The 19887-nt window shown below is 71.0% G+C and carries 15 protein-coding genes; 11 read left to right on the top strand and 4 right to left on the bottom strand.

Annotation, left to right across the window (positions count from 1 at the left end):
* The first annotated feature begins 75 nt into the window (after positions 1-75).
* The 3 genes from ABD841_RS07540 to ABD841_RS07530 all read left to right on the top strand — a co-directional run bounded on the left by ABD841_RS07540 (position 76) and on the right by ABD841_RS07530 (position 4817).
* Positions 76-924, top strand: a complete 849-nt coding sequence (locus tag ABD841_RS07540; protein WP_344969207.1) for a fumarylacetoacetate hydrolase family protein — start codon at positions 76-78, stop codon at positions 922-924.
* Positions 924-1937 (top strand): zinc-dependent alcohol dehydrogenase, encoded by a 1014-nt coding sequence (locus tag ABD841_RS07535; protein ID WP_344969205.1) that lies wholly within the window; start codon positions 924-926, stop codon positions 1935-1937. The genes ABD841_RS07540 and ABD841_RS07535 overlap by 1 nt, the downstream gene beginning before the upstream one ends.
* A gap of 81 nt (positions 1938-2018) precedes the next feature.
* On the top strand, positions 2019-4817 hold the full coding sequence (locus ABD841_RS07530; protein ID WP_344969203.1) for an FAD-binding and (Fe-S)-binding domain-containing protein: 2799 nt from the start codon (positions 2019-2021) through the stop codon (positions 4815-4817).
* Between the two features lie 40 nt (positions 4818-4857).
* Here the strand turns inward: ABD841_RS07530 and ABD841_RS07525 are convergent, their stop codons facing one another.
* Positions 4858-5823 carry a ThuA domain-containing protein gene (locus tag ABD841_RS07525; RefSeq protein ID WP_344969202.1) on the bottom strand — a complete coding sequence of 322 codons (966 nt, stop codon included), beginning with the start codon at positions 5821-5823 and terminating at the stop codon, positions 4858-4860.
* A 175-nt stretch (positions 5824-5998) separates the two neighbouring features.
* Between ABD841_RS07525 and ABD841_RS07520 the strand changes: the two genes are divergently transcribed.
* Positions 5999-8128, top strand: coding sequence for an outer membrane protein assembly factor BamB family protein (locus tag ABD841_RS07520; RefSeq protein WP_344969200.1), 2130 nt, complete (start codon positions 5999-6001; stop codon positions 8126-8128).
* Positions 8129-8197: 69 nt separating this feature from the next.
* On the opposite strand, the gene ABD841_RS07515 is transcribed toward ABD841_RS07520, so the two are convergent.
* The 3 genes from ABD841_RS07515 to ABD841_RS07505 are packed head-to-tail and all read right to left on the bottom strand — an operon-like array spanning position 8198 to position 10884.
* On the bottom strand, positions 8198-8983 hold the full coding sequence (locus ABD841_RS07515; protein ID WP_344969198.1) for a citryl-CoA lyase: 786 nt from the start codon (positions 8981-8983) through the stop codon (positions 8198-8200).
* On the bottom strand, positions 8980-10137 hold the full coding sequence (locus ABD841_RS07510) for a CaiB/BaiF CoA transferase family protein (RefSeq protein WP_344969196.1): 1158 nt from the start codon (positions 10135-10137) through the stop codon (positions 8980-8982). Before ABD841_RS07510 ends, ABD841_RS07515 begins: the two co-directional genes overlap by 4 nt.
* Positions 10138-10152: 15 nt before the next feature.
* Positions 10153-10884 carry an IclR family transcriptional regulator gene (locus ABD841_RS07505; RefSeq protein ID WP_344969194.1) on the bottom strand — a complete coding sequence of 244 codons (732 nt, stop codon included), beginning with the start codon at positions 10882-10884 and terminating at the stop codon, positions 10153-10155.
* Positions 10885-11133: 249 nt separating this feature from the next.
* On the opposite strand from ABD841_RS07505, the gene ABD841_RS07500 reads away from it, so the two are divergent.
* The 7 genes from ABD841_RS07500 to ABD841_RS07470 all read left to right on the top strand — a co-directional run bounded on the left by ABD841_RS07500 (position 11134) and on the right by ABD841_RS07470 (position 19762).
* Complete coding sequence (locus ABD841_RS07500; protein ID WP_344969192.1) at positions 11134-12582, top strand: aldehyde dehydrogenase family protein; 1449 nt, start codon at positions 11134-11136, stop codon at positions 12580-12582.
* Complete coding sequence (locus ABD841_RS07495) at positions 12579-14294, top strand: thiamine pyrophosphate-binding protein (RefSeq protein WP_344969191.1); 1716 nt, start codon at positions 12579-12581, stop codon at positions 14292-14294. Before ABD841_RS07500 ends, ABD841_RS07495 begins: the two co-directional genes overlap by 4 nt.
* 109 nt (positions 14295-14403) lie before the next feature.
* The gene (locus ABD841_RS07490; protein ID WP_344969190.1) at positions 14404-15546 is read left to right on the top strand and encodes an ABC transporter substrate-binding protein; all 1143 of its coding nucleotides are present in this window, start codon (positions 14404-14406) and stop codon (positions 15544-15546) included.
* Between the two features lies 1 nt (position 15547).
* Positions 15548-16417 (top strand): branched-chain amino acid ABC transporter permease, encoded by an 870-nt coding sequence (locus tag ABD841_RS07485; RefSeq protein ID WP_344969188.1) that lies wholly within the window; start codon positions 15548-15550, stop codon positions 16415-16417.
* Entirely contained in the window at positions 16414-18216 is a 1803-nt protein-coding gene (locus ABD841_RS07480) for a branched-chain amino acid ABC transporter ATP-binding protein/permease (RefSeq protein WP_344969186.1), read from the top strand. The genes ABD841_RS07485 and ABD841_RS07480 overlap by 4 nt, the downstream gene beginning before the upstream one ends.
* On the top strand, positions 18213-18914 hold the full coding sequence (locus ABD841_RS07475; protein ID WP_344969184.1) for an ABC transporter ATP-binding protein: 702 nt from the start codon (positions 18213-18215) through the stop codon (positions 18912-18914). Before ABD841_RS07480 ends, ABD841_RS07475 begins: the two co-directional genes overlap by 4 nt.
* Positions 18911-19762 (top strand): DMT family transporter, encoded by an 852-nt coding sequence (locus ABD841_RS07470; protein ID WP_344969182.1) that lies wholly within the window; start codon positions 18911-18913, stop codon positions 19760-19762. Before ABD841_RS07475 ends, ABD841_RS07470 begins: the two co-directional genes overlap by 4 nt.
* Positions 19763-19887 lie beyond the last annotated feature (125 nt).

The raw sequence follows: 19887 nt of genomic DNA, 5'->3' as shown, positions 1-19887 counted from the left end.
AGTTCACCGCGAAGGCGGGCGTCCGCGGCCTGCCGTCGCCCTACCGGAACCCCTTCTGATCCCGGAGAAACACCCTTGCACCTCATGCGCATCGGCGCGCCCGGCGCCGAGAAGCCCGTCGTCCGCGTGGACGACACCCACTACATCGACGTCTCCGACGTCACCCCCGACTTCGACGAGCGCTTCTTCGCCGCCGGCGGCCCCGCCCTGCTCGCCGACCGGGTCGCCACCGGTCGGCCCCGCGAGTTCGCCGGTGAGCGGGTCGGCGCGCCGATCGCGCGCCCGCACCAGATCCTGTGCATCGGCCTGAACTACAGCGACCACGCCGCCGAGACCGGCCAGGCGGTGCCGGACGAGCCGATCCTGTTCACCAAGTCGCCCAACACGCTCGTCGGCCCGTATGACGACGTCCGCATTCCGCGCGGCGCCACCAAGACCGACTGGGAGGTGGAGCTGGGCATCGTCATCGGCAGGCGCACCTCCTACCTGGAGTCGGTGGAGGAGGCGAAGGACGCGATCGCCGGGTACTGCGTGGTCAACGACGTCAGCGAGCGCGCCTTCCAGATGGAGCGCGGCGGCCAGTGGAGCAAGGGCAAGTCCGCCGAGACGTTCAACCCGGCCGGCCCCTGGCTGGTCACCCCCGACGAGATCCCGGACGTGACGAACCTCGGCATGTGGCTGGACGTCAACGGGGTGCGCCGCCAGACCGGCACCACCAAGACGATGATCTTCGACCCGTACGTCATCGTGCACCACCTGAGCCAGTTCATGGTCCTGGAGCCCGGCGACCTGATCAACACCGGCACCCCGCCCGGCGTCGGCATGGGCCACAACCCGCCCGTCTGGCTCCGGCCCGGCGACGTCATGGAACTCGGCATCGACGGCCTGGGCAGCCAGCGCCAGCAGGTCGTAGGACCCCGGTAGTGCGCGCGCTGGTCCTGACCGGCCCCGGCAAGGCCGAGATCCGGGAGGTCGAGCCGCCCGCCGCCGCACCCGGCGAAGTGATCGTGGACGTCGAGCGGGTCGGGGTGTGCGGCACCGACGTGGAGCTGTTCACCGGCGAGATGAGCTACCTGCGCACCGGCCGCTCCCGGTACCCGCTGCGGCCCGGCCATGAGTGGTGCGGCAGGGTCACGGCACTCGGCGACGGCGTTCCGGCGGAATGGCTGGGCCGCCGCGTCACCGGCGACACCATGCTCAGTTGCCGGCACTGCGACCGCTGCCGCTCGGGCCGTCACCACGTCTGTGGCGACATGGCCGAGATCGGCATCAGCCGTGGCCGCGCCGGGGCGCTCGCCGAGCAGATCGCCGTGCCGGTGACGGCGCTGCACTCGTTGCCGGACACCGTGGACTCCACGCTGGGCGCGCTGGTCGAACCCGGCGGCAACGCCCTACGGGCGGCCCGCGGCGCCGGGCTCGCCCCGGGTGGACGGCTGCTGGTGCTGGGCACGGGCACGATCGGCCTGCTGACGGCGCTGTTCGCGAGAGCCGCCGGAGCCGAGGTCCACCTGATGGGCCGGGACGAGTCCACGGCGCGCGTGGCCCGGCGCCTCGGCTCCGATCATGCCTGGACACGGGCCTCGCTCCCACCTCTGCCGTGGGACGCCGTCGTCGACGCCTCCAACGCGCCCGAGCTGCCCGCCCTCGCGCTCGACCTCGTCGAACCCGCCGGGCGCGTGGTCTACATCGGCCTGGCCGGCACTCCGTCCACGCTCGACACCCGTGACCTGGCGCTCAAGGACGTCACCGCCGTCGGCGTCCTCGGCGGCTCGGCCGGCCTGGACGGAGCCATCGCCGCCTACGCCGATGGTTCGGTCGACGCCCGCCCACTCGTGGCCGCCACGGTCGGCCTGGCCGGAACCGCCGACGTCCTGGCCGGACACCGCCCGGCCGACGCCGGGCCGGGGCCGAAGATCCACATCGACCCGCGGCGATGAGGGATGAGCTTTCGGCGACCGGTTCCGTGCCGCGTCCGCGGCAAACCAGAAGCCCCCTACCGACCCAGGAAGTGCACCACCATGACCACACCCGACCCGACCGTCCTGGCCGCGGTGGAGAACGCCGTCCCCGGAATCGCCCGGACGCGGATGAGTGATCGGCTCGGCATGGCGCACGACGCCTCGCACTACCTGCTCACCCCGCAGGCCGTGCTGGTGCCCGAGAACATCGAGCAGGTGGCGGCGCTGCTGCGGGCCGGGCTGCCGCTGACCTTCCGCTCCGGCGGCACCAGCCTGAGCGGGCAGGGGGTGAGCGAGCATCTGCTGGTGGACACCCGACGGCACTTCCGCGGCATCGAGGTGCTGGACGAGGGGGCGCGGGTGCGGGTGCAGCCGGGCGCGGTGCTGCGGCAGGTCAACGCCCGCCTCGCCCCGTACGGACGCAAGCTCGGTCCGGACCCGGCCAGCGAGTCGGCGTGCACGATCGGCGGCGTGGTGGCCAACAACTCCAGCGGCATGACCTGCGGCACGCACGCCAACACGTACCGGACCCTGGAGTCGATGACGCTCGTGCTGCCCAGCGGCACCGTCCTCGACACCGGCGCCCCCGACGCCGACGAGCGGCTGCGCGCCCTGGAGCCCGACCTGGCGGAGGGCCTGACCAGGCTCCGCGACCGAGTCCGGAGAAATCCGGACTCGGTGCGGCGCATCCGCGCCCAGTTCTCGCTCAAGAACACCATGGGCTACGGCCTCAACAGCCTCCTCGACCACGACACGCCCGCGCAGATCCTCGCCCATCTCGTCATCGGCAGCGAAGGCACGCTCGGCTTCGTCGCCGAGGCCGTCTTCCGCACCGTCCCCGCGCACCGCCTGGCCGCCACCGGCCTGCTCGTCTTCCCCACCCTGCGCGGGGCCATGGCCGCCATGCCACAGCTCGTCGAGGCCGCCCCCGCCGCCGTCGAACTACTCGACGCCGAGTCCCTGCGGGTGGCCCAGACCGACGCCAAGGCCGACGACGTCCTGCGCTCGCTCAGCGTCGCCGAGCACGCCGCTCTCCTGGTCGAGTGGCAGGAGCCGCGGGAAGACCTCCTGGCCGCGCGCGAGCGCGCCGCCGAGGAGCTGTTTCCCGCCCTGGAGCTGGCCGCTCCCGCCCGGCTGAGCAGGGAGGCGGGCGGCAGGGCGGCGCTGTGGCACATCCGCAAGGGCCTGTACGCCTCCGTCGCCGGCGCCCGCCCCAGCGGCACCACCGCCCTGCTGGAGGACGTCGCCGTCCCCGTGCCCGCCCTGGCCGATCTGTGCGACGAGCTGACCGCCCTGTTCGCCGAGCACCGCTACGAACGCAGCGTCATCTTCGGCCACGCCAAGGACGGCAACCTGCACTTCATGCTCAACGAGCGCTTCGACACCGACCTTGCGCGCTACGCCGACTTCACCCGGGACATGGTCGAGGCCGTCCTCTCCAGGGGCGGCACGCTGAAAGCCGAGCACGGCACCGGCCGCGTCATGGCCCCGTTCGTCCGCCGCCAGTACGGCGACGAGCTGTACAAGGTGATGCGCGAGGTCAAACGCCTGTGCGATCCCAGAGGCACCCTCAACCCGGGCGTCGTCCTCACCGACCGGGACGACGCCCACCTGCGCGACCTCAAAAGCGTCGTCACCGTCGAGCCCGAGGTGGACCGGTGCGTGGAGTGCGGCTACTGCGAACCGGTGTGCCCCAGCCGCGACCTGACCACCACCCCGCGCCAGCGCATCGTGCTGCGCCGCGAGCTCGCCGCCGCGCGCCAGGCGGGCGACCACGCCCTCGCCCGCGAACTCGAAGCCGAGTACGCCTACGACGCCGTGGACACCTGCGCCGTGGACGGCATGTGCGCCACCGCCTGCCCCGTCGGCATCAACACCGGCGACCTGACCAAGCGCCTGCGCGCGCAACGGCACGGCCGCGCCGCGCAGAGGGGCTGGAAGACGGCCGCCAGGCACTGGGACGGCGTCACCCGGGCGATGAACCTCGCCCTGGACACCGCCGCCGCCGCCCCGCCCAAGCTCCCCGAGGCCGCCAGCCGCGCCGCCCGCGCCCTCACCACTCCCGAGGCCGTCCCCCAGTGGAGCCGTGACCTGCCGCGCGGCGGAACCCGCCGCCGCCCCGCGCCCGTGGCCGACTCGGATGCCGTCTACGTGCCGTCCTGTCTCAACACCCTGTTCGCCTCGGCCGACGGCGGCCCCGGCGTGATGGCGGCGTTCGCGCGGCTGACGGAGCGGGCGGGCGTGCGGCTGCACGTCCCGGAGGGGATCGGTGGCCTGTGCTGCGGCACCCCCTGGTCCTCCAAGGGGTACACCGACGGCCACGAGGCCATGGCCGGCCGCGTCCGCGACGCGCTGCTCAAGGCCACGGGCAACGGCCGCATCCCGGTGATCAGCGACGCCGCCTCCTGCACCGAGGGCTTCCACCGCCTCGCCGCCGCGACTGCCGGCAACGCCGAGGGCGCCGTACCCGCCCTCCGGGTGCTCGACGCGGTCGCCTATACCGCCGAGCGCCTCCTGCCCCGCCTGCCCGTGAAACGCCGCCTGCCCTCCCTGGCCCTGCACCCCACCTGCTCCTCCACCCGCCTCGGCCTGGACACCGCCATCACCCGGATCGCCGAGGCCATCGCCGACGAGGTGGTGGTCCCCGACGGCTGGCAATGCTGCGCCTTCGCCGGCGACCGCGGCCTGCTCCACCCCGAGCTGACCGCCTCCGCCACCCGCGCTGAAGCCGCCGCCGTACGGGCCGGGGACTTCGCCGCGCACGCATCCGTCAACCGCACCTGCGAACTCGGCCTTACCCGCGCCACCGGAAAGCCGTACCGGCACCTCCTCGAACTTCTCGACGAAGTCACCGCATGACGGTGCCCGCCGCGCCACGACGCGCTGCTCAAGGCCACGGTCAACGGCAGAACGGCGCCATGCCTAGCACGGATTTGACGCCGCCCAGCAGATGCCGGACGAAGTATTGGTCGCCTTCCATGGGCTCGTCGGTCCAGGCCCTGACGTCGTGGCCGAGGGTGGTGAGCCAGGCCTTGCCGCCGTCGTAGTACTGGCACCAGCTCACCGGGTGGTGCGCGCCGTGGCCGGGGTGCCCGAGGTTGCCGCGCGCCCCTTGGGGCAGGGTGCTCTCGTCCACCTCGGCCAGCACGCGGACGCGGGTGGGCGCGGGGACGAGGTTGTACCACTCGTCGGAGAAGGCCCAGGTCCTGGGCAGCCCCTGGGTGGAGGCGTCGCGGCGGTTGACGGTGACGACGGTGCCGGGCTGGTTGGCGCCGTGGTCGTAGAAGTTCGCGTTGCCGAGCAGGCCCTCGTACCAGGGCCAGTTGTACTCGGTGCCGAAGGCGTTGTGCACGCCGATGAAGCCGCCTCCGGCGCGGACGTACTGGCGCAGCGCGGTCTGGGCGGCGTCGTCGAGGGCGTCGCGCGTGGTGCTGAGGAACATCACCGCGTTGTACGACAGCAGCCGCCCGGCCGAGGAGAGCTGGGTGACGTCCTCGGTGTAGTCGACGGCGAAGCCGTTCTCCTGTCCCAGCTTGATCACCGCTTTGACGGCGACGTTGTTGTCGTTGAGCGGCGGGTTGAGCCCGGGGGCGAGCGGGGTGCCGAGGTGGGCGTGGCGGGGGCCGGCGGTGCGGCTGTAGACGAGCAGCTTGTAGCCCTTGATGGGATCGAAGTTGCCCCAGTCGTGGTAGCAGTGGGGGTCGGTGCCGCGACAGACGCCGTAGTCGGGATCGCCGAGGTTCTGCGCCGGGCCGGGGGAGGCAGCGGAGCTGGGAGCGGTGGCGGTGAGCAGGAGGGCCGCCGCTGCGGCGGCGGTGGCGGTGGCGGTGGCGGTGGCGGTGGCGGTGGAGAGTTTGCTGCGCATGGGCACCTCGCGTTGCGATCCACCAGGCGGATCGATCGGTCCACTCAGAGGCTTGAGCGTAACCATGGAACCTCGCGGGGACAAGCTCTTGCCTTCACTCCCGGATCGGTCTTAAGGTGCGTCCGTCGTATGGATCTAGTGGTCCATACAGTGGACCACTGAAAGTTTGGTGCCAGTGGAACGACGTAATTTCCTCCTCGGTGCGGCAGCCACGCTGACCGCCTCCGCCGCCGTCGCAGAGCCCGCCCAGGCCGTCACACAGCCCTCGGAGCGGCAGCCGCCCTCCCTGGGAGTGACAGGCAAGGACTTCCCCAAGGTCTGCGGCAACCTCGGCAATCACAACTACTCCCCGCTCGAACAGATCACGGCCCGTACGGTGCGCCGGCTCGGCGGCGCCTGGCATGTCAACCTCGAAGGCGGCAGCACGTCTGCCGCCCAGCAGAGCACGTGTGTCGTGGAGAACGGCGTCCTGTACGTCCAGACCACCCAGCAGAACGTCTTCGCCGTGGACGGCAGGACCGGCGCGATCAAGTGGAAGACGAACCTGGGCACCAAGCAGACGAACATGCGCGGGGTCGCGCTGGGCGAGGGCCTGGTCTTCTCCACCTCCGGCGCCAACATCGTCTACGCCCTGAAGAAGGAGACCGGCGAGGTCGTCTGGCAGCGGCGGCTCATCACCGAGGACGAGGGCGGCGGCGACACCGGCGGCTGCGACCCGCAGAACGGGCAGTGCGGCGGCCTGACCGGCACTCTCGCCGGCGCCGTCGTCTACTGGGACGGCCTCGTCTACGTCGGCATGCAGGGCAGCACCGGCGGCGCGCGCGGGCGGGCGTACGCGCTGAAGGCGGCCACCGGCGAGGTCGCCTGGACGTTCTGGTCGTGCCCGGGCGAGGGCCAGTTCGGCAACGACACCTGGGAGGGCGAGTCCTGGAAGACCGGCGGCGCCGTTCCGTGGATCCACCCGGCCGTCGACCCGGACCTCGGGCTGGTGTACTGGACGTTCGGCGGCTCCTACCCGCGCCTGGACGGCTCCGGCCGGGGCGGCGACAACCTGTTCGCCAACTCGATCGTGGCCATCGACGCCAGGACCGGCAAGCGCAGGTGGCACTTCCAGTCGGTGCACCACGACATCTGGGACCTCGACAACGTCATGGCGCCGGTGCTCGTGGACATCAAGGTCAAGGGCCGGATGCGCAAGGCCGTGGTGTACGGCAGCAAGGTCGGCATGTTCTACATCCTCGACCGGGAGAGCGGCGAGCCGCTGCACGGCATGGAGGAACGCCCGGTTCCGCAGGACCCGCGGCAGAAGACGGCGGCGACGCAACCGTTCCCCGGCGGCGAGCCGTTCATCACGCAGGCGCCGGAGTTCGGCAAGGCCACGCGGCCGGTGCCGTTCTACGCCTGGGGCGGGCTGTACACGCCGCACTGGGACCGGGCGACGATCATCTTCCCCGGGGCGGGTGGCGGCGCCGACTGGGCGCACCTGTCGTACAACCCGCACACGGGCTGGATCTACGTCGGCTACGGCCTGATCAACTCCGGTTTCTCCAACACCCGCGACGGCCGGGTCAACACCTCCCGCCCCCTCGGCGAGTACTTCGCCGGCGGCATCGCGGCCGTCGATCCGCGTACCAACACGCCCGTGTGGACGCTGGACCGGGAATGGTCGCTCGCGCACGGCAACGGCATCCTGACCACGGCGGGGCGGGTGATGTTCCAGGGCGGCCCGGACGGGGTGCTGCACGCCATGGACGACACCGACGGCACGGTCCTGTGGAGCTTCCAGTGCGGCGCCGGGGTGCACACGAGCCCGATCAGCTACGAGATCGACGGCGAGCAGTACGTCGCGGTGCTGGCGGGCGGCAACGGCCTGCCCTACCCGGACATCCCCAGGGGCGACCACCTGTGGGCCTTCAAGCTCGGCGGCAAGGTCGCGCCGGCCCCCGCCCCGACGCCGCCGAAGAAGCGCAACGACATCAGAGCCGCCGCCGTCGCCGGGAACACGGTCACCCTCGGGCGGGTCTGGGACGCGGCGAACCAGCGGCCCGGCGCGAGCGAGAACACCGTCGCTCAGAATGCCATGTCGCCGCAGCACCTGCGGGTGCCCAGGGGCACGACCGTCACCTTCGTCAATCCGGCCGACAACGCCCACGCGCACGCCGCCGTCTCGTTCTTCGAGTACGAGTTCGACAGCGGCGTCCTGATGCCCGGCCAGTCCTTCACCCACACCTTCGACACCCCGGGCGAGTACTTCTTCAACGACGCGATCTTCCCGCAGAACACCGGCAAGATCGTCGTGTACTGAGACACCGCGAGAAGTACTGAGACACCGCGAGAAGGGAGCTCCGCCACCGGCGGGGCTCCCTTCTCGCACTCAGAGCCAGGTCGGCAGGATGGACGGCGGGATCGGCCCCTTGTTGCGCCGCCCCTGCCCGGCTTCCTCCCACGCGTGGGCCAGGATTCCGACGGATCGGCTGAGCACGAACAGCCCGCGCGCCAAGGGCGCGGGGAAGCCCAGCTCGGCGTAGATCACTGCGGTCGCTCCATCGATGTTCATCGGCACCGGCGCGATCAGCCGCTCGACCTCGATCGCGGCTCGCAGGTGCGCGCCCGGCACCACCCCGGCCGCGACGGCTTCGGACACCAGGCCCAGCAGCGGATCCCGGCGCGGATCACGGGTGTGGAAGCGATGCCCGAACCCGGGCACGTACTTGTCGCGGGCCCGCCGGCGAGCGACCACAGCGGCCGCGTCTCCGTCCGCGACCACCTCTTCCAGCAGCCTGACGCATTGCTCGCCCGCGCCGCCGTGCACGTCGCCGAGCAGGTTGATGCCCGTTGCGACGGCGTTGTTGAGCCCCACCCCGCACGTGATGGCCATCCGGGCGACGGCGATGGACGGCGCGTGCGGCCCGTGATCGACCGACGAGACCAGCGCCGCCTCCAGCAACGCCGCCCGGCGCGGATCCGGACGGCTGCCGCGGAGCATGAGCCAGATCATCTCGGCGAAGCCGATCCGCCCGATGAGCTCCTGAACCGGCTGCCCGCGCAACTCGATGACGTCGGGCTCGATTCGCGACACCGCGGTCGCCCACCAGCCCGCCACCTCGGCTGCGGGGCCGCCTCCCGATACGGGGGCGGCGTCCTTGGCTCGCTCGCTCATGACACGACCTCGAACTCGTCGTTGTGCTCGCCGAGCAGCGGGGCGGACCCGCGTGGACGCAGGGCGACGCCGTCGACGACCACGCCGTTGCCGGTGACGGTGACCTGCCGCTCGCCCGCTCCCGCGAACGGCACCTCCGTCAGGAAGCCGCGCTGACGTACCTGGTCGAGGGCGAGCGCCTGCGGGACGGTGAGGATGCGGGCGGCGGGCACGCCCTCGCGGGAGAGCAGTTCCTCCCACTCCAGCGCGGTCTTGGCCCGCAGCGCCCGGTTGAGCTCCTGGTTGAGCGCCTGCCGGTGAGCCTTGCGCGCTTCCCGCTCGGCGAAGCGGGGGTCGGTGACCAGATCGGGCCGCCCGGTGACCCGGCACAGGGTCTCGAACTGGGTTTGCTGGTTGGCGGCGATGTTGAGGGGCCCGTCGGCGGTCTCGAACGTGCCGGAGGGGGCGGCGGTGGCGTTCTGGTCGCCCATCGGCTCCGGCTCGACCCCGCTGATCAGGTAGTTGGAGACGGTCCAGCCCATCGCGGAGATCGACGCCTCCAGCATGGACAGGTCCAGGAAGCAGCCATGCCCGGTGCGGGGCCGTCCGGCCAGGGCGGCGGAGATCGCCAGGGCGGCCATCAGCCCGCCGATGGTGTCGCAGATGGGGAAGCCCACCCGCAGCGGGGCGGTGTCGGGGGTGCCGGTGACGCTCATCATGCCGGACAGCCCCTGGATGATCTGGTCGTAGGCGGGGGCCCCGCTCATCGGCCCGCTCTGGCCGAAACCGGAGATGGCGCAGTAGACCAGGCCGGGGTTGAGCTCGCGCAGGCGGTCCCAGCCGTAGCCGAGCCTGGCCAGCACACCGGCCCTGAAGTTCTCCAGCAGGACGTCGGCGCCGGCGACCAGCGACTCGAAGGCGGCCCGCCCGGCCGGGCTCTTCAGGTCGAGCTCGACCGACTTCTTGCCGGCGTTCTGGGCGAGGAAAGAGGCGCCCATCCGCTCGCGATTGAGCTCCGGGTCGGGCCCGAGCCGCCGGGCGAGATCCCCGGCGCCGGGCATCTCCACCTTGACCACCTCCGCGCCGAACAGCATCAGCTGGTAACTGCAGTACGGCCCGGCCAGAACGTTGGTCAGGTCCACGACCTTGACGCCGTCCAGTGGCAACTGCTGCATTCACGCTCCATTGAGTCAAGTCAGAGGATGGTCGAACCCGCGCTCCGACATGCGCTTGGCGGCCTCGCGCAGATCCGCGGCGAACTCTTCGACGCGGTCGTCGGTGAAGCGAACCGTGGGGCCGCTGAGCGTCAGCGCCGCGACGGTCGCCCGCGAGCCGCCCGTGACCGGGACGGCGACCGCCGACAGACCGGGCTCGCGTTCGCCGTGGCTGACTGCGAACCCGTCGCGCGCCGCCTGCTCGATCCACTCCCGCAGCGTGGCCACGTGTGCCGCGCCGTGGGGAGAAGAGCGGGCCACGCGGGCGAGCAGCCGCTCGGGCGCGTCCCTGAGCAGGATCTTGGAGGAGGCGCCGGCCCACAGGGGCAGCTCGTCACCGACGCGTACCACGTGGCGCAGCGGCTGCGGGCTCTCCTGCTGGGCGATGCAGACGCGGTGCACGTCGCGCAGCACGTAGAGGTTGACGGTCTCGCGGTGCCGGGCGCCCAGCTCGCGCATGAGCTGGACGGTCTCCGGCGGCAGCTCCCACGCCGAGCGGGCCAGGTGCGCCCAGCGCCACAGCGCGGGCCCCGGCGTGTAGCCCTTGGACGTGGCCCACAGCAGCCCCATGTGCTCCAGGGTCTGCAGCAGGCGCAGCGCCGTGGTCTTGGCCAGCCCCGTCTCGTCGACGACCTCGCGGATGGTCAGCGTCCGCCGGTCCTCGGTGAACAGCGAGAGGATGTCGAAGGCGCGCTGAACGCTGCGCACGCCCCCGCTCTCCCCCGACGCTGCAGGAATGTTCGAAGGCACGGGTCCTCACTAGTGGTCGAAGGTGAACCTACCGCTCACCCTCTCATGTCGTCCGTACGCTAACACTCAGTCCACTTAGCGGTCCATATGCTCCATCAAGCGGATCCCTTGGCCCTCTTGTCAGAACCTTCGCCGTGCTCATACCGTGAGGCAATCCACAGTGCGGAATCTGAGAACCGCTGCGCGGATCAATGGGAGTCATCGACCATGAACACCATCCATGAAGCCGGGTGCTTAGTCGCCGGAGAATGGTTGACCAGCGGCGAGTATGCCGGCCGCACGGGGCCTTACCTGCGGGAAACTGTCAGCCGGGCGCGGATCGCGCAACCCGGCGACATCACCGCGGCCCTGGCCTACGCCCGGCGGGCGGCCAGGCGCGTCGCCCGGCTGGCTCCCGCCACCCGGGCTGATGTCCTGGAGCGCGCCGCCGCCGCGGCCACCGCGCAGAGCGACCGGTTGGCCCGCCTGCTGGCGCTGGAGCTGGGCAAACCGCTCAAGGACGGGCGTGGCGAGATCTTGCGGGTCGCGGACACCTTGTCCGTCGCCGCCGCCGAGGCGAGGATGATCGGTGGCGAGGTGTTGCCGGTGGCGGGCTGGGGCCGCGGGGTGGGCAACACCGCGATCACGCAGCGGGTCCCGGCGGGCCCGGTGCTGGCGATCACCCCCTTCAACGCCCCCGCGAATCTGCTGGCGCACAAGCTCGCCGCCTCCTTCGCCGCGGGCAACACCACGATCGTCAAGCCGCCCCCGCAGGCCCCCGCGGTCTCCACGGCGCTGGTGGAGCTGCTGCTGGAGGCCGGGATGCCGGTGGAGGCGGTGCAGATCCTGCACGGGGGCGGTGACGTGGGCGCGCGGCTGTGCGCCGCGCCGGAGATCGCCGTGGTCAGCTTCACCGGTGGTGTCACGGCCGGTCACGCCGTCGCCCACGCCGCCGGTCCGAAGCGGGTGATGCTCGAACTCGGCGGCAACGCCGCGACCATCGTCTGCGAGGACGCCGATGTGCCTGCCGCCGCGCGGGTGTGCGCCCGCACCGGCTACAGCAACTCCGGCCAGAGCTGCATCTCCGTCCAACGCGTGTACGTGCAGCGGAGCCGTTTCGAGGAGTTCGCCGACGCGCTGACGGCGGAGGTGAAGGCCCTGGTCGTCGGCGATCCCCTCGACCCGGCGACCGACGTCGGCTCGATGGTGGACGACGATGCGGCCGAGCGGGTGGTCCGCTGGGCCGCCGAGGCGGCCGACCAGGGCGCCCGGGTGACGACGGGCGGCACGCGCGAAGGCGCCGTGATGGCGCCGACCGTCGTCGTCGCCCCGCCGGCCGAGGCCCGGGTGGTGCGCGAGGAGGTGTTCGGCGCGCTGGTGGCCGTGCTTCCCTACGACGATTTCGACGAGGTCCTGACGGAGTGCAATCGCAGCTCGTATGGACTGCAGGCCGGGCTGTTCACCCACGACGTCCGCCGGATCGTCACCGCCTGGCGCGAGCTGGAGGTCGGCGGCCTCATCGTCAACGGCTCGTCCAACTTCCGCCTCGACCACGTCCCGTTCGGCGGCGTGAAGGACTCCGGCATCGGCCGCGAGTCGCCGCGCTGGATGATCGAGGACTTCACCGTGACCAAGACCCTCATGCTCAAGGACCTGACCATCTGGGGAGACGAGTGACCACCACAGCCGCCCACGCGCTCGTCGCGCAACTCGAAGCGCTCGGCGTCGAGTACGTCTTCGGCACCTGCGGGCACACCAACATCGCCGTCCTGGACGCGCTGGCCGGCAGCCCCATCCGCTTCGTCATCGCCCGCCACGAGCAGGCCGCCGCGCACGCCGCCGACGGCTACGCCCGTGCCTCCGGCAAGCCCGGCGTGCTGCTCGTGCACGTCGGCCCCGGACTGACCAACGCCGCCACCGGGGCCATGACCGCCGCGCTGGACTCGGTGCCGATGGTGGTCATCTCCGGCGACATCCCCTCCTACTACCGGGGACGCCACCCCCACCAGGAGATCAACCTGCACGCCGACGCCGACCAGGCCTCGGTCTTCCGGCCCTTCGTCAAGCGGGCCTGGAACGTGCACCGCGCCCAGGACCTGGGCCGGGCCGTGGAGCGCGCCTTCTGGACGGCCGCCTCGGGCCGCCCCGGCGCCGTGCTGGTCAACGTGCCGATGGACGTCTTCTCCCGGCCGGCCGCGCCTTATCCGCCGATCAGCCACGCGGCCCCGCCCGACCTGCCCGAGGCCACGGCGGAGCTGATCGCGGCCCGGCTGGCCGCCGCCGAACGGCCACTGATCTACGTGGGCGGCGGGCTGCGCGAGGACGCCGAGGCGCTCATCGCCCTGGCCGAGCACCTGGACCTGCCGATCGCGCACTCGCTCATGGCCAAGGGCACCGTGCCCGACGCGCACCCGCTGGTCCTCGGGATGCCCGGGTTCTGGGGACTGGAACTCACGAACACCTACGCCCGCGAGGCGGACGTGGTGCTCGCGCTCGCGACTCGGTTCGCCGAGACCGACTCCAGCTCCTGGGACTCCCGCTTCACCTGGGACTTCTCCGGCAGCACGCTCATCCAGATCGACATCGACCCGGCCGAGATCGGCCGCAACTACCCGGCGGAGATCGGCGCCGTGGCCGACGTCCGGCTCGCGATCAAGGCGATCGCCGACGCGGCCACGTCACACGCGCCACGCACCAGACCCGAACTGCGAAAGCAGATTCTGGAGGCTCGGTCGGAGCTGTTCGCGGCCAGTCAGGAGCGCGGCCGAAGCGAGGACTTCCCGCTGCGCCCCGAACGCATCCTGAAGGACCTGCGGGACGCGCTGCCACCGAATGCGATCTTGGTGACCGACGTGGGCTGGAACAAGAACGGCGTCGCCCGATGCTACGAACTGCCGGCCGAGGGCCGCTTCATCACCCCGGGAGGCGCCTCCACCATGGGTTTCGGCCCGGCCGCCGCGATCGGCGTGCAGCTCGCCGAGCCGGACAGGACAGTGATCGCGCTCATCGGTGACGGCGGCATGAGCGCGCAGCTTCCCGCGCTGCCCATGGCGGTCGAGCAGGGCGCTCCCGTCGTGTTCGTCGTGATGAACAACCGCTCCCACGGCACGATCTCCGACCTGCAGTCGGCGCACTACGGTCGCAGCCACGGCTGCGACTTCACCGACCCGGCCGGGCGGCCCTACAGCCCCGACTTCGCCGCACTCGCCCGGGCATGCGGAGCGGACGGCCACACCGTCGCCACGCCCGGCGACCTCGGCGCGGCACTACGCGAGGCCATCACGAACCGGCGACCGGCTGTGATCGACGTACCGATGGTGAACGAGCCGGTGCCGACGCCGGGGCACTGGAACATCAAGGACATTTACCAGGGTTTCTTCACCGACTGATCCGGCCGAAACCGTTGCACGTTCGAGATTCCCCGAACCGCATCCTGACGTTATAACGAACGTACTAGTCCGTGAATTAATTCTCACCCACCCCCCTACGAGGTGAACCGTGCATTTCACGAGATTCTCCGTCGCGGCCGCGGCCCTGATAGCCCTCGCCGCCTGCGCCCCGCCCGGCCGGCAGGCCGAGACCGGCGCCGGGGCCACCGGGCCCATCAAGATCGCCAACGTCAACGCGCAGAGCGGCCAGCTCAGCTCGCTCGGCCAGTGGGAGCACAAGGGCGTCAAACTCGCCATCGACGAGGCCAACAAGTCCGGCGGCGTCAACGGCCGGCAGATCCAGCTCGACCTCTTCGACAGCCAGGGCGACCCCACCGTCGGCACGAACGTGGCCAGGAAGATCGCCGCCGAGGGCTACATCGCCATGCTCGGCACCGCCGAGAGCGCGGTCACGCTGGCCATGGCGCCCATACTCAAGGGCGCCGGAATCCCGAACATCACCTCGGGCCAGTCGCCCAAGCTCGCCGAGCTGAAGAGCCCCTTCCTGTTCCTCAACGCGCCGACCAGCGTCACCTTCGACGAGACGCTCGCCAAGTACCTCGTGGACGACAAGGGACACAAGAAAATCGCGCTCATCAGCAACAACGGCGCCTACGGGGCGGGCGAGCACGACGCGTTCCTGGCCTCGCTCAAGAGCAGGAACGTCACCCCGCTCGCCGACGAGGTCGTCACCCCCGACCAGAAGGATTTCAACTCCAACCTCGCCAAGATCCGCGAGCAGGACCCGGAGGTGCTGTTCATCGGGGCCGAGGAGGTGCAGTCGGGACTGATCGCCAAGCAGGCGCGCGAACTCGGCATCGAGGCGATCTTCGCCGGCGGCGCTCCGGTGGGCACCGATGTGTACGCCACCACCGCCGGGCTGAAGAACGCCGAGGGCACCATCGTCAGCTCCCCCTACCTGAGCAACGAGGCCACCCCGGAGATCAAGGCGTTCGCCGCCAAGTACAAGGCCGCCTACAACGAGGACGCCCGCATGCACGTCGCCAAGGCCTACGACGGCGCCTCCATCCTCGTCGAGGCGCTGAAGCAGACCGGCGGCGAGGGCGGGCAGAAGCTGGCCGACGCCATCCGCGGCGTCAAGCGCGCCGGGCTGCTGGGCAACTACAACTACGACGCCAACGGCGTCGGCATCCACGAAACCAAGATCGGCCTGGTCAAGGACGGCAAGGTCGTGCCCGAGGCCGCGAGCTGACGTGCAGGTCTTCCTTCAGACCCTCATCGGCGGGGTCACGTTCGGAGCGGTGTACGCGCTGGTGGCGATGGGATTCTCGATCGTCTACCGCACGATGGGCCTGGTCAACTTCGCCCACGGCAGTGTCGTCATGATCGGCGCGTACGCCGCCTCCACCTTCTACATGGCCAGCGAGCTGCCCTTCGCCGTGGCGATCGTCGTGGCCATCGCGGTCACCGCCCTGATCGGCCTGGTCATCGAACGCTTCCTGCGCCCGCTGGAGAACAAGGACTTCACCCTGATGCTGATCGGCACGATCGGCTTCGGCGCGGTCCTGGAAGCCGGCGCGGTGCTCGTCTGGGGCGCCACCGGGCACGCGGTGCCCTCCCCCGTCGAGACCGGACCGATCGATGTGGCGGGCATCCGCATCCCCACCTACAGCCTCCTGGTGATCGCCGTGGCCGCCGCCGCGACCGGGCTGCTGGCGCTGTTCCTCCAGCGCACCAAGCGCGGCGCCGCCATGCAGGCCGTCGCCATGGACCACCAGGCCGCCACCGCGGTCGGCATCCACGTCGGCCGCAGCAACGCCATGGCCTTCGCCATCGGCGCCGGCCTGGCCGCGCTGGCCGGCAGCCTCATCGGCCCCATGCTGTACGTCAACCCCACCATGGGCGGCACCCTCGGCATCAAGGGCTTCGCCGCCGCCATGCTCGGCGGGTTCGGCAGCATGCCCGGCGCCATCGTCGGCGGCCTGGCCTTCGGCCTGCTCGACTCCTTCGCCGCCGGCAACTTCCAGGAGTACTCCGAACTGGTTACCTTCCTCGTCTTCGCCGTCATCGTCATGATCCGCCCCACCGGTATCTTCGGAGAGGCAACGGTGAACCGCGCATGAAACGTCTGATATGGCTGGTGCCGCTGGTCGTCGCAGCCTGGCTGCTGCCCTACGGCCTCGGCGGGTACGCCATCCACGTCGCCGACGTCGCGATCATCTTCGCGATCCTGGCCATCGGGCTCGGCCTGACCATGGGCGTGGCCGGGCAGATCAACCTGGCCCAGGTCGCCTTCTTCGGCGTCGGCGCCTACACGGTCGCCATCCTCACCACGAAAGCGGGATTCGGCTTCTGGACGGCGTCCGCGCTGGCGCTGCTCACCGCCGTGGTGTTCGGCGTGCTGGTCGGGATCCCGGCGCTGCGCATGCAGTCGCACTACCTCGGCATCGTCACCCTCGGCCTGGCCCTGGCCTTCACCAACTGGGTCACCAACGCCCACATCGCCGGCCGTGCCGAGGGCATCAGCGACATCCCGGTGCCGCCCATGTTCGGCCTCGACCTGTCCAGCGGCTACCTCTTCTACTACGTCGAGCTGATCGTCTTCGCCCTCGCCCTGGCCTTCGCGCTCCTGGTCACCCGCTCGCCGCTGGGCCGCCGGCTGCGCGCCATGCGCGACGACGACCTGGCCGCAGGCGCACTCGGCGCCGAGATCCCGCTGCTGCGGATGACCGCGTTCGTGCTGTCCGGCCTGTACGGCGGCCTGGCCGGAGTCCTGTACGCCGGGCTCATCCGCTTCGTCGCCCCCGAATCCTTCAACATCGCCAACATGTTCCTGCTGCTCGCCATGGTCATCATCGGCGGCCGCAGCAGCATCCTGGGCTGCGTCGTCGGCGCCATCGCACTGGCCCTGGTCAGGGAGGCCCTGCTGGACGCCTCCGGCTTCGCCCAGCTCGGTTACGGCCTCGTGGTCGTGCTCGTGGTGGTGTTCGCGCCCAAGGGACTGGCGGGCCTGCCGGGGCAGATCCGGTCTCTCCTCCGTGGGCGCGGCGGCTCGCGGGCCCAGCTCGGCCCGTTCCGGCCCTACGACGCCGCGCCTCCGGCCGCCGGGGAGGACGTGCTGGAGATCCGGGAGGTGACGATGCGGTTCAAGGGGCTGGTCGCCCTCGACGCGGTGTCCCTCACCGTTCCCACGGGTCAGATCCGCGGCATCGTCGGTCCCAACGGCTCGGGCAAAACGACCCTGTTCAACGTGGTCAGCGGCTTCTACAGGCCCAGCCAAGGGTCGGTGGTCCTGCGCGGCCACGACGTGACCGGGATGGCGCCGTACCAGCTGTCCCAGCGCCGTGTCGCACGCACCTTCCAGAACCTGCGCCTGTTCGAGGATCTCAGCGTGCGCGAGAACCTCCTGCTCGGCCTGGACCGCACCCGTACCTTCTGGATCTGGCGCTACCCGAGCCTCCCGTGGAAGGTCCTGGGTTATGAGCAGGCGCTGCGCCGGCGGGCCGAGGATCTCATCGAGCGGTTCGGGCTCGCCGAGGTCGCCGACGCCGAGCCGCGCTCGCTGCCATACGGGATCCAGCGCCGCATCGAGCTGGCCCGCGCCCTGGCCATGTCCCCCACCCTGCTGCTGCTGGACGAACCCGCCGCCGGGCTCAACGGCGAGGAGGTGCGCCAGCTCGCCGAGATCGTCCGCTCCATCAGGGACTCGGGCGTCACCGTGATCATCATCGAGCACAACATGGGCCTGGTCATGTCGCTGTGCGACCAGATCACCGTGTTGTCCGGCGGCAAGGTGATCGCCGATGGCCGGCCGGCCGAGGTCGCCGTGCACCCGGACGTGGTCGCCGCCTACCTCGGCGACTCGATGTCCGCACCGACCGAGGAGACCGCCGAGGCCGCTGTCGAGGAGGCGACCCGATGACCACGCTCACCGTGGAAGGACTGTCGGTTCATTACGGCGGCGTCCGCGCCGCCCACGACGTCTCCTTCACCGTCGGACCCGGCCAGTCGCTGGGCATCATCGGCGCCAACGGGGCGGGCAAGACCTCCACCCTCAAGGCGGTCATGGGACTGGCGCCGCGGCAGGCCAAGACCATCCGCTTCGGCGAGCATGACCTGCTGCGCGCGCCCGCGCACACCCTGGTGCGGCACGGCATCGGCTACGTCCCGGAGGGCCGGCACGTCTTTCCCGGGCTCACCGTGGAGAAGAACCTGCTGCTCGGCGCGTACACCGGCAACTGGAAACGCACCCCGATCGACGAGGTGTACGAGCTGTTCCCGGTGCTGGGCGAGATGCGGGGCAGACTGGCCGGCGCGCTGTCCGGCGGCCAGCAGCAGATGCTGGCCGTCGGCCGGGCCATGATGTGCCGGCCCAAGGTCATGCTGCTGGACGAGCCCTCGATGGGCCTGTCGCCGAAACTCGTGGCGGACATCGCCGGCGTGCTCAAGAAGCTCAACGCCGACGGCCTGGCCATCCTGCTCGTCGAGCAGAACGCCAAGCTCACCTTCGACGTCACCACCACCTGCCTGGTCATGGAGAACGGCGAGATCGCCGCAAGCGGCACCTCGGCCGAGCTGAGCGACGACCCCCAGGTCCGGCGTATCTATCTCGGCCTGTGACAGCTCGCTCCGGCGTGCTGCCGGCCGCGTGCGCGGCGCTCTTCGGTCTGTCGTTCGTCTTCACCCGGGTGGCGGTTCCCGCGCTGGGCCCGGTCGGCGTCAGCGCGATACGTGCCCTGCTCGGCGGCCTTCTGCTCCTGGCGGTCGTGCTGGCACGGCGCCAGAGGCCGGGCAGCGTGCGCCCGGCGCGTTTCCTCGCGCTGGGCGCGCTGTCCGCGGCGCTTCCCTTCGTGCTGCTCTCGATGGCCATGACCACTATGAACGCCGGCAGCGCCGCGGTGCTGAACGCGGTGAGCCCGTTGTTCGCGCTCCTCATCGAGGTGCGGGCGGGACGCGACCGGTTCACCGCGCGCAAGATCGCCGGGCTCGCCCTCGGTGTGGGCGGTGTGGTCCTGGTGATGGCGCAGCGGGGCCTGGACTTCGGTGGGGACGGCGCGGTCGGCGCCGTGGCGGGAATCGCCGGCGCGGCGGTGTTCGCCTATGGCGCGACCTACGCCGCCCGGCACTTTCATGACGTGCCGCCACTCGTCGTGGCCACCGGGCAGCAACTGGGCGCCGCGGTGCTGCTGTTGCCCGCGGCGATCGCTTTTCCGCCCCCGGGCCCCGTCACGCTTGCCGCGGCGGCGAGTGTGGCCGGATTGGGCGTACTGGGCAGCGGACTGGCGTATCTGCTGTTCTATCGCTTGATCGACCGGCTGGGGCCCGCCCGGAGCGCCGCGGTGAACTTGCTGGTTCCGATCTTCGGTGTGTTGTGGGGACTGGTCCTGCTCGGTGAACCGGTGCCACCTCTGAGCGTACTCGGCATGGCGGCCGCCCTCCTGGGCGTGCGCTGGATCATGGTCCGCTAGATGGACCATATGGTCCATTGACGACACCTGGACATCGATCTATGGTGCGACCATCAAGTAGACATAAAAGTCCGCACAGTGGAACGTGAAGGGATGGTCATGGTCCGTCGACGAGAGTTACTCGC

It is taken from the genome of Streptosporangium fragile, from assembly GCF_039534445.1.
In the GTDB taxonomy this organism is placed as follows: Bacteria; Actinomycetota; Actinomycetes; order Streptosporangiales; family Streptosporangiaceae; genus Streptosporangium; species Streptosporangium fragile.
Note: the sequence above shows the minus strand (reverse complement) of the source record. Positions and strands in the feature narration are given on the sequence as shown.

Bases quoted from the DNA above. Each gene is read 5' to 3' on its own strand.
- ABD841_RS07480 (WP_344969186.1), top strand. From the start codon at position 16,414: ATGAAACGTCTGATATGGCTGGTGCCGCTGGTCGTCGCAGCCTGGCTG.
- ABD841_RS07500 (WP_344969192.1), top strand. From the start codon at position 11,134: ATGAACACCATCCATGAAGCCGGGTGCTTAGTCGCCGGAGAATGGTTG.
- ABD841_RS07515 (WP_344969198.1), bottom strand. From the start codon at position 8,983: ATGAGCGAGCGAGCCAAGGACGCCGCCCCCGTATCGGGAGGCGGCCCC.
- ABD841_RS07510 (WP_344969196.1), bottom strand. From the start codon at position 10,137: ATGCAGCAGTTGCCACTGGACGGCGTCAAGGTCGTGGACCTGACCAAC.
- ABD841_RS07525 (WP_344969202.1), bottom strand. From the start codon at position 5,823: ATGCGCAGCAAACTCTCCACCGCCACCGCCACCGCCACCGCCACCGCC.
- ABD841_RS07530 (WP_344969203.1), top strand. From the start codon at position 2,019: ATGACCACACCCGACCCGACCGTCCTGGCCGCGGTGGAGAACGCCGTC.
- ABD841_RS07475 (WP_344969184.1), top strand. From the start codon at position 18,213: ATGACCACGCTCACCGTGGAAGGACTGTCGGTTCATTACGGCGGCGTC.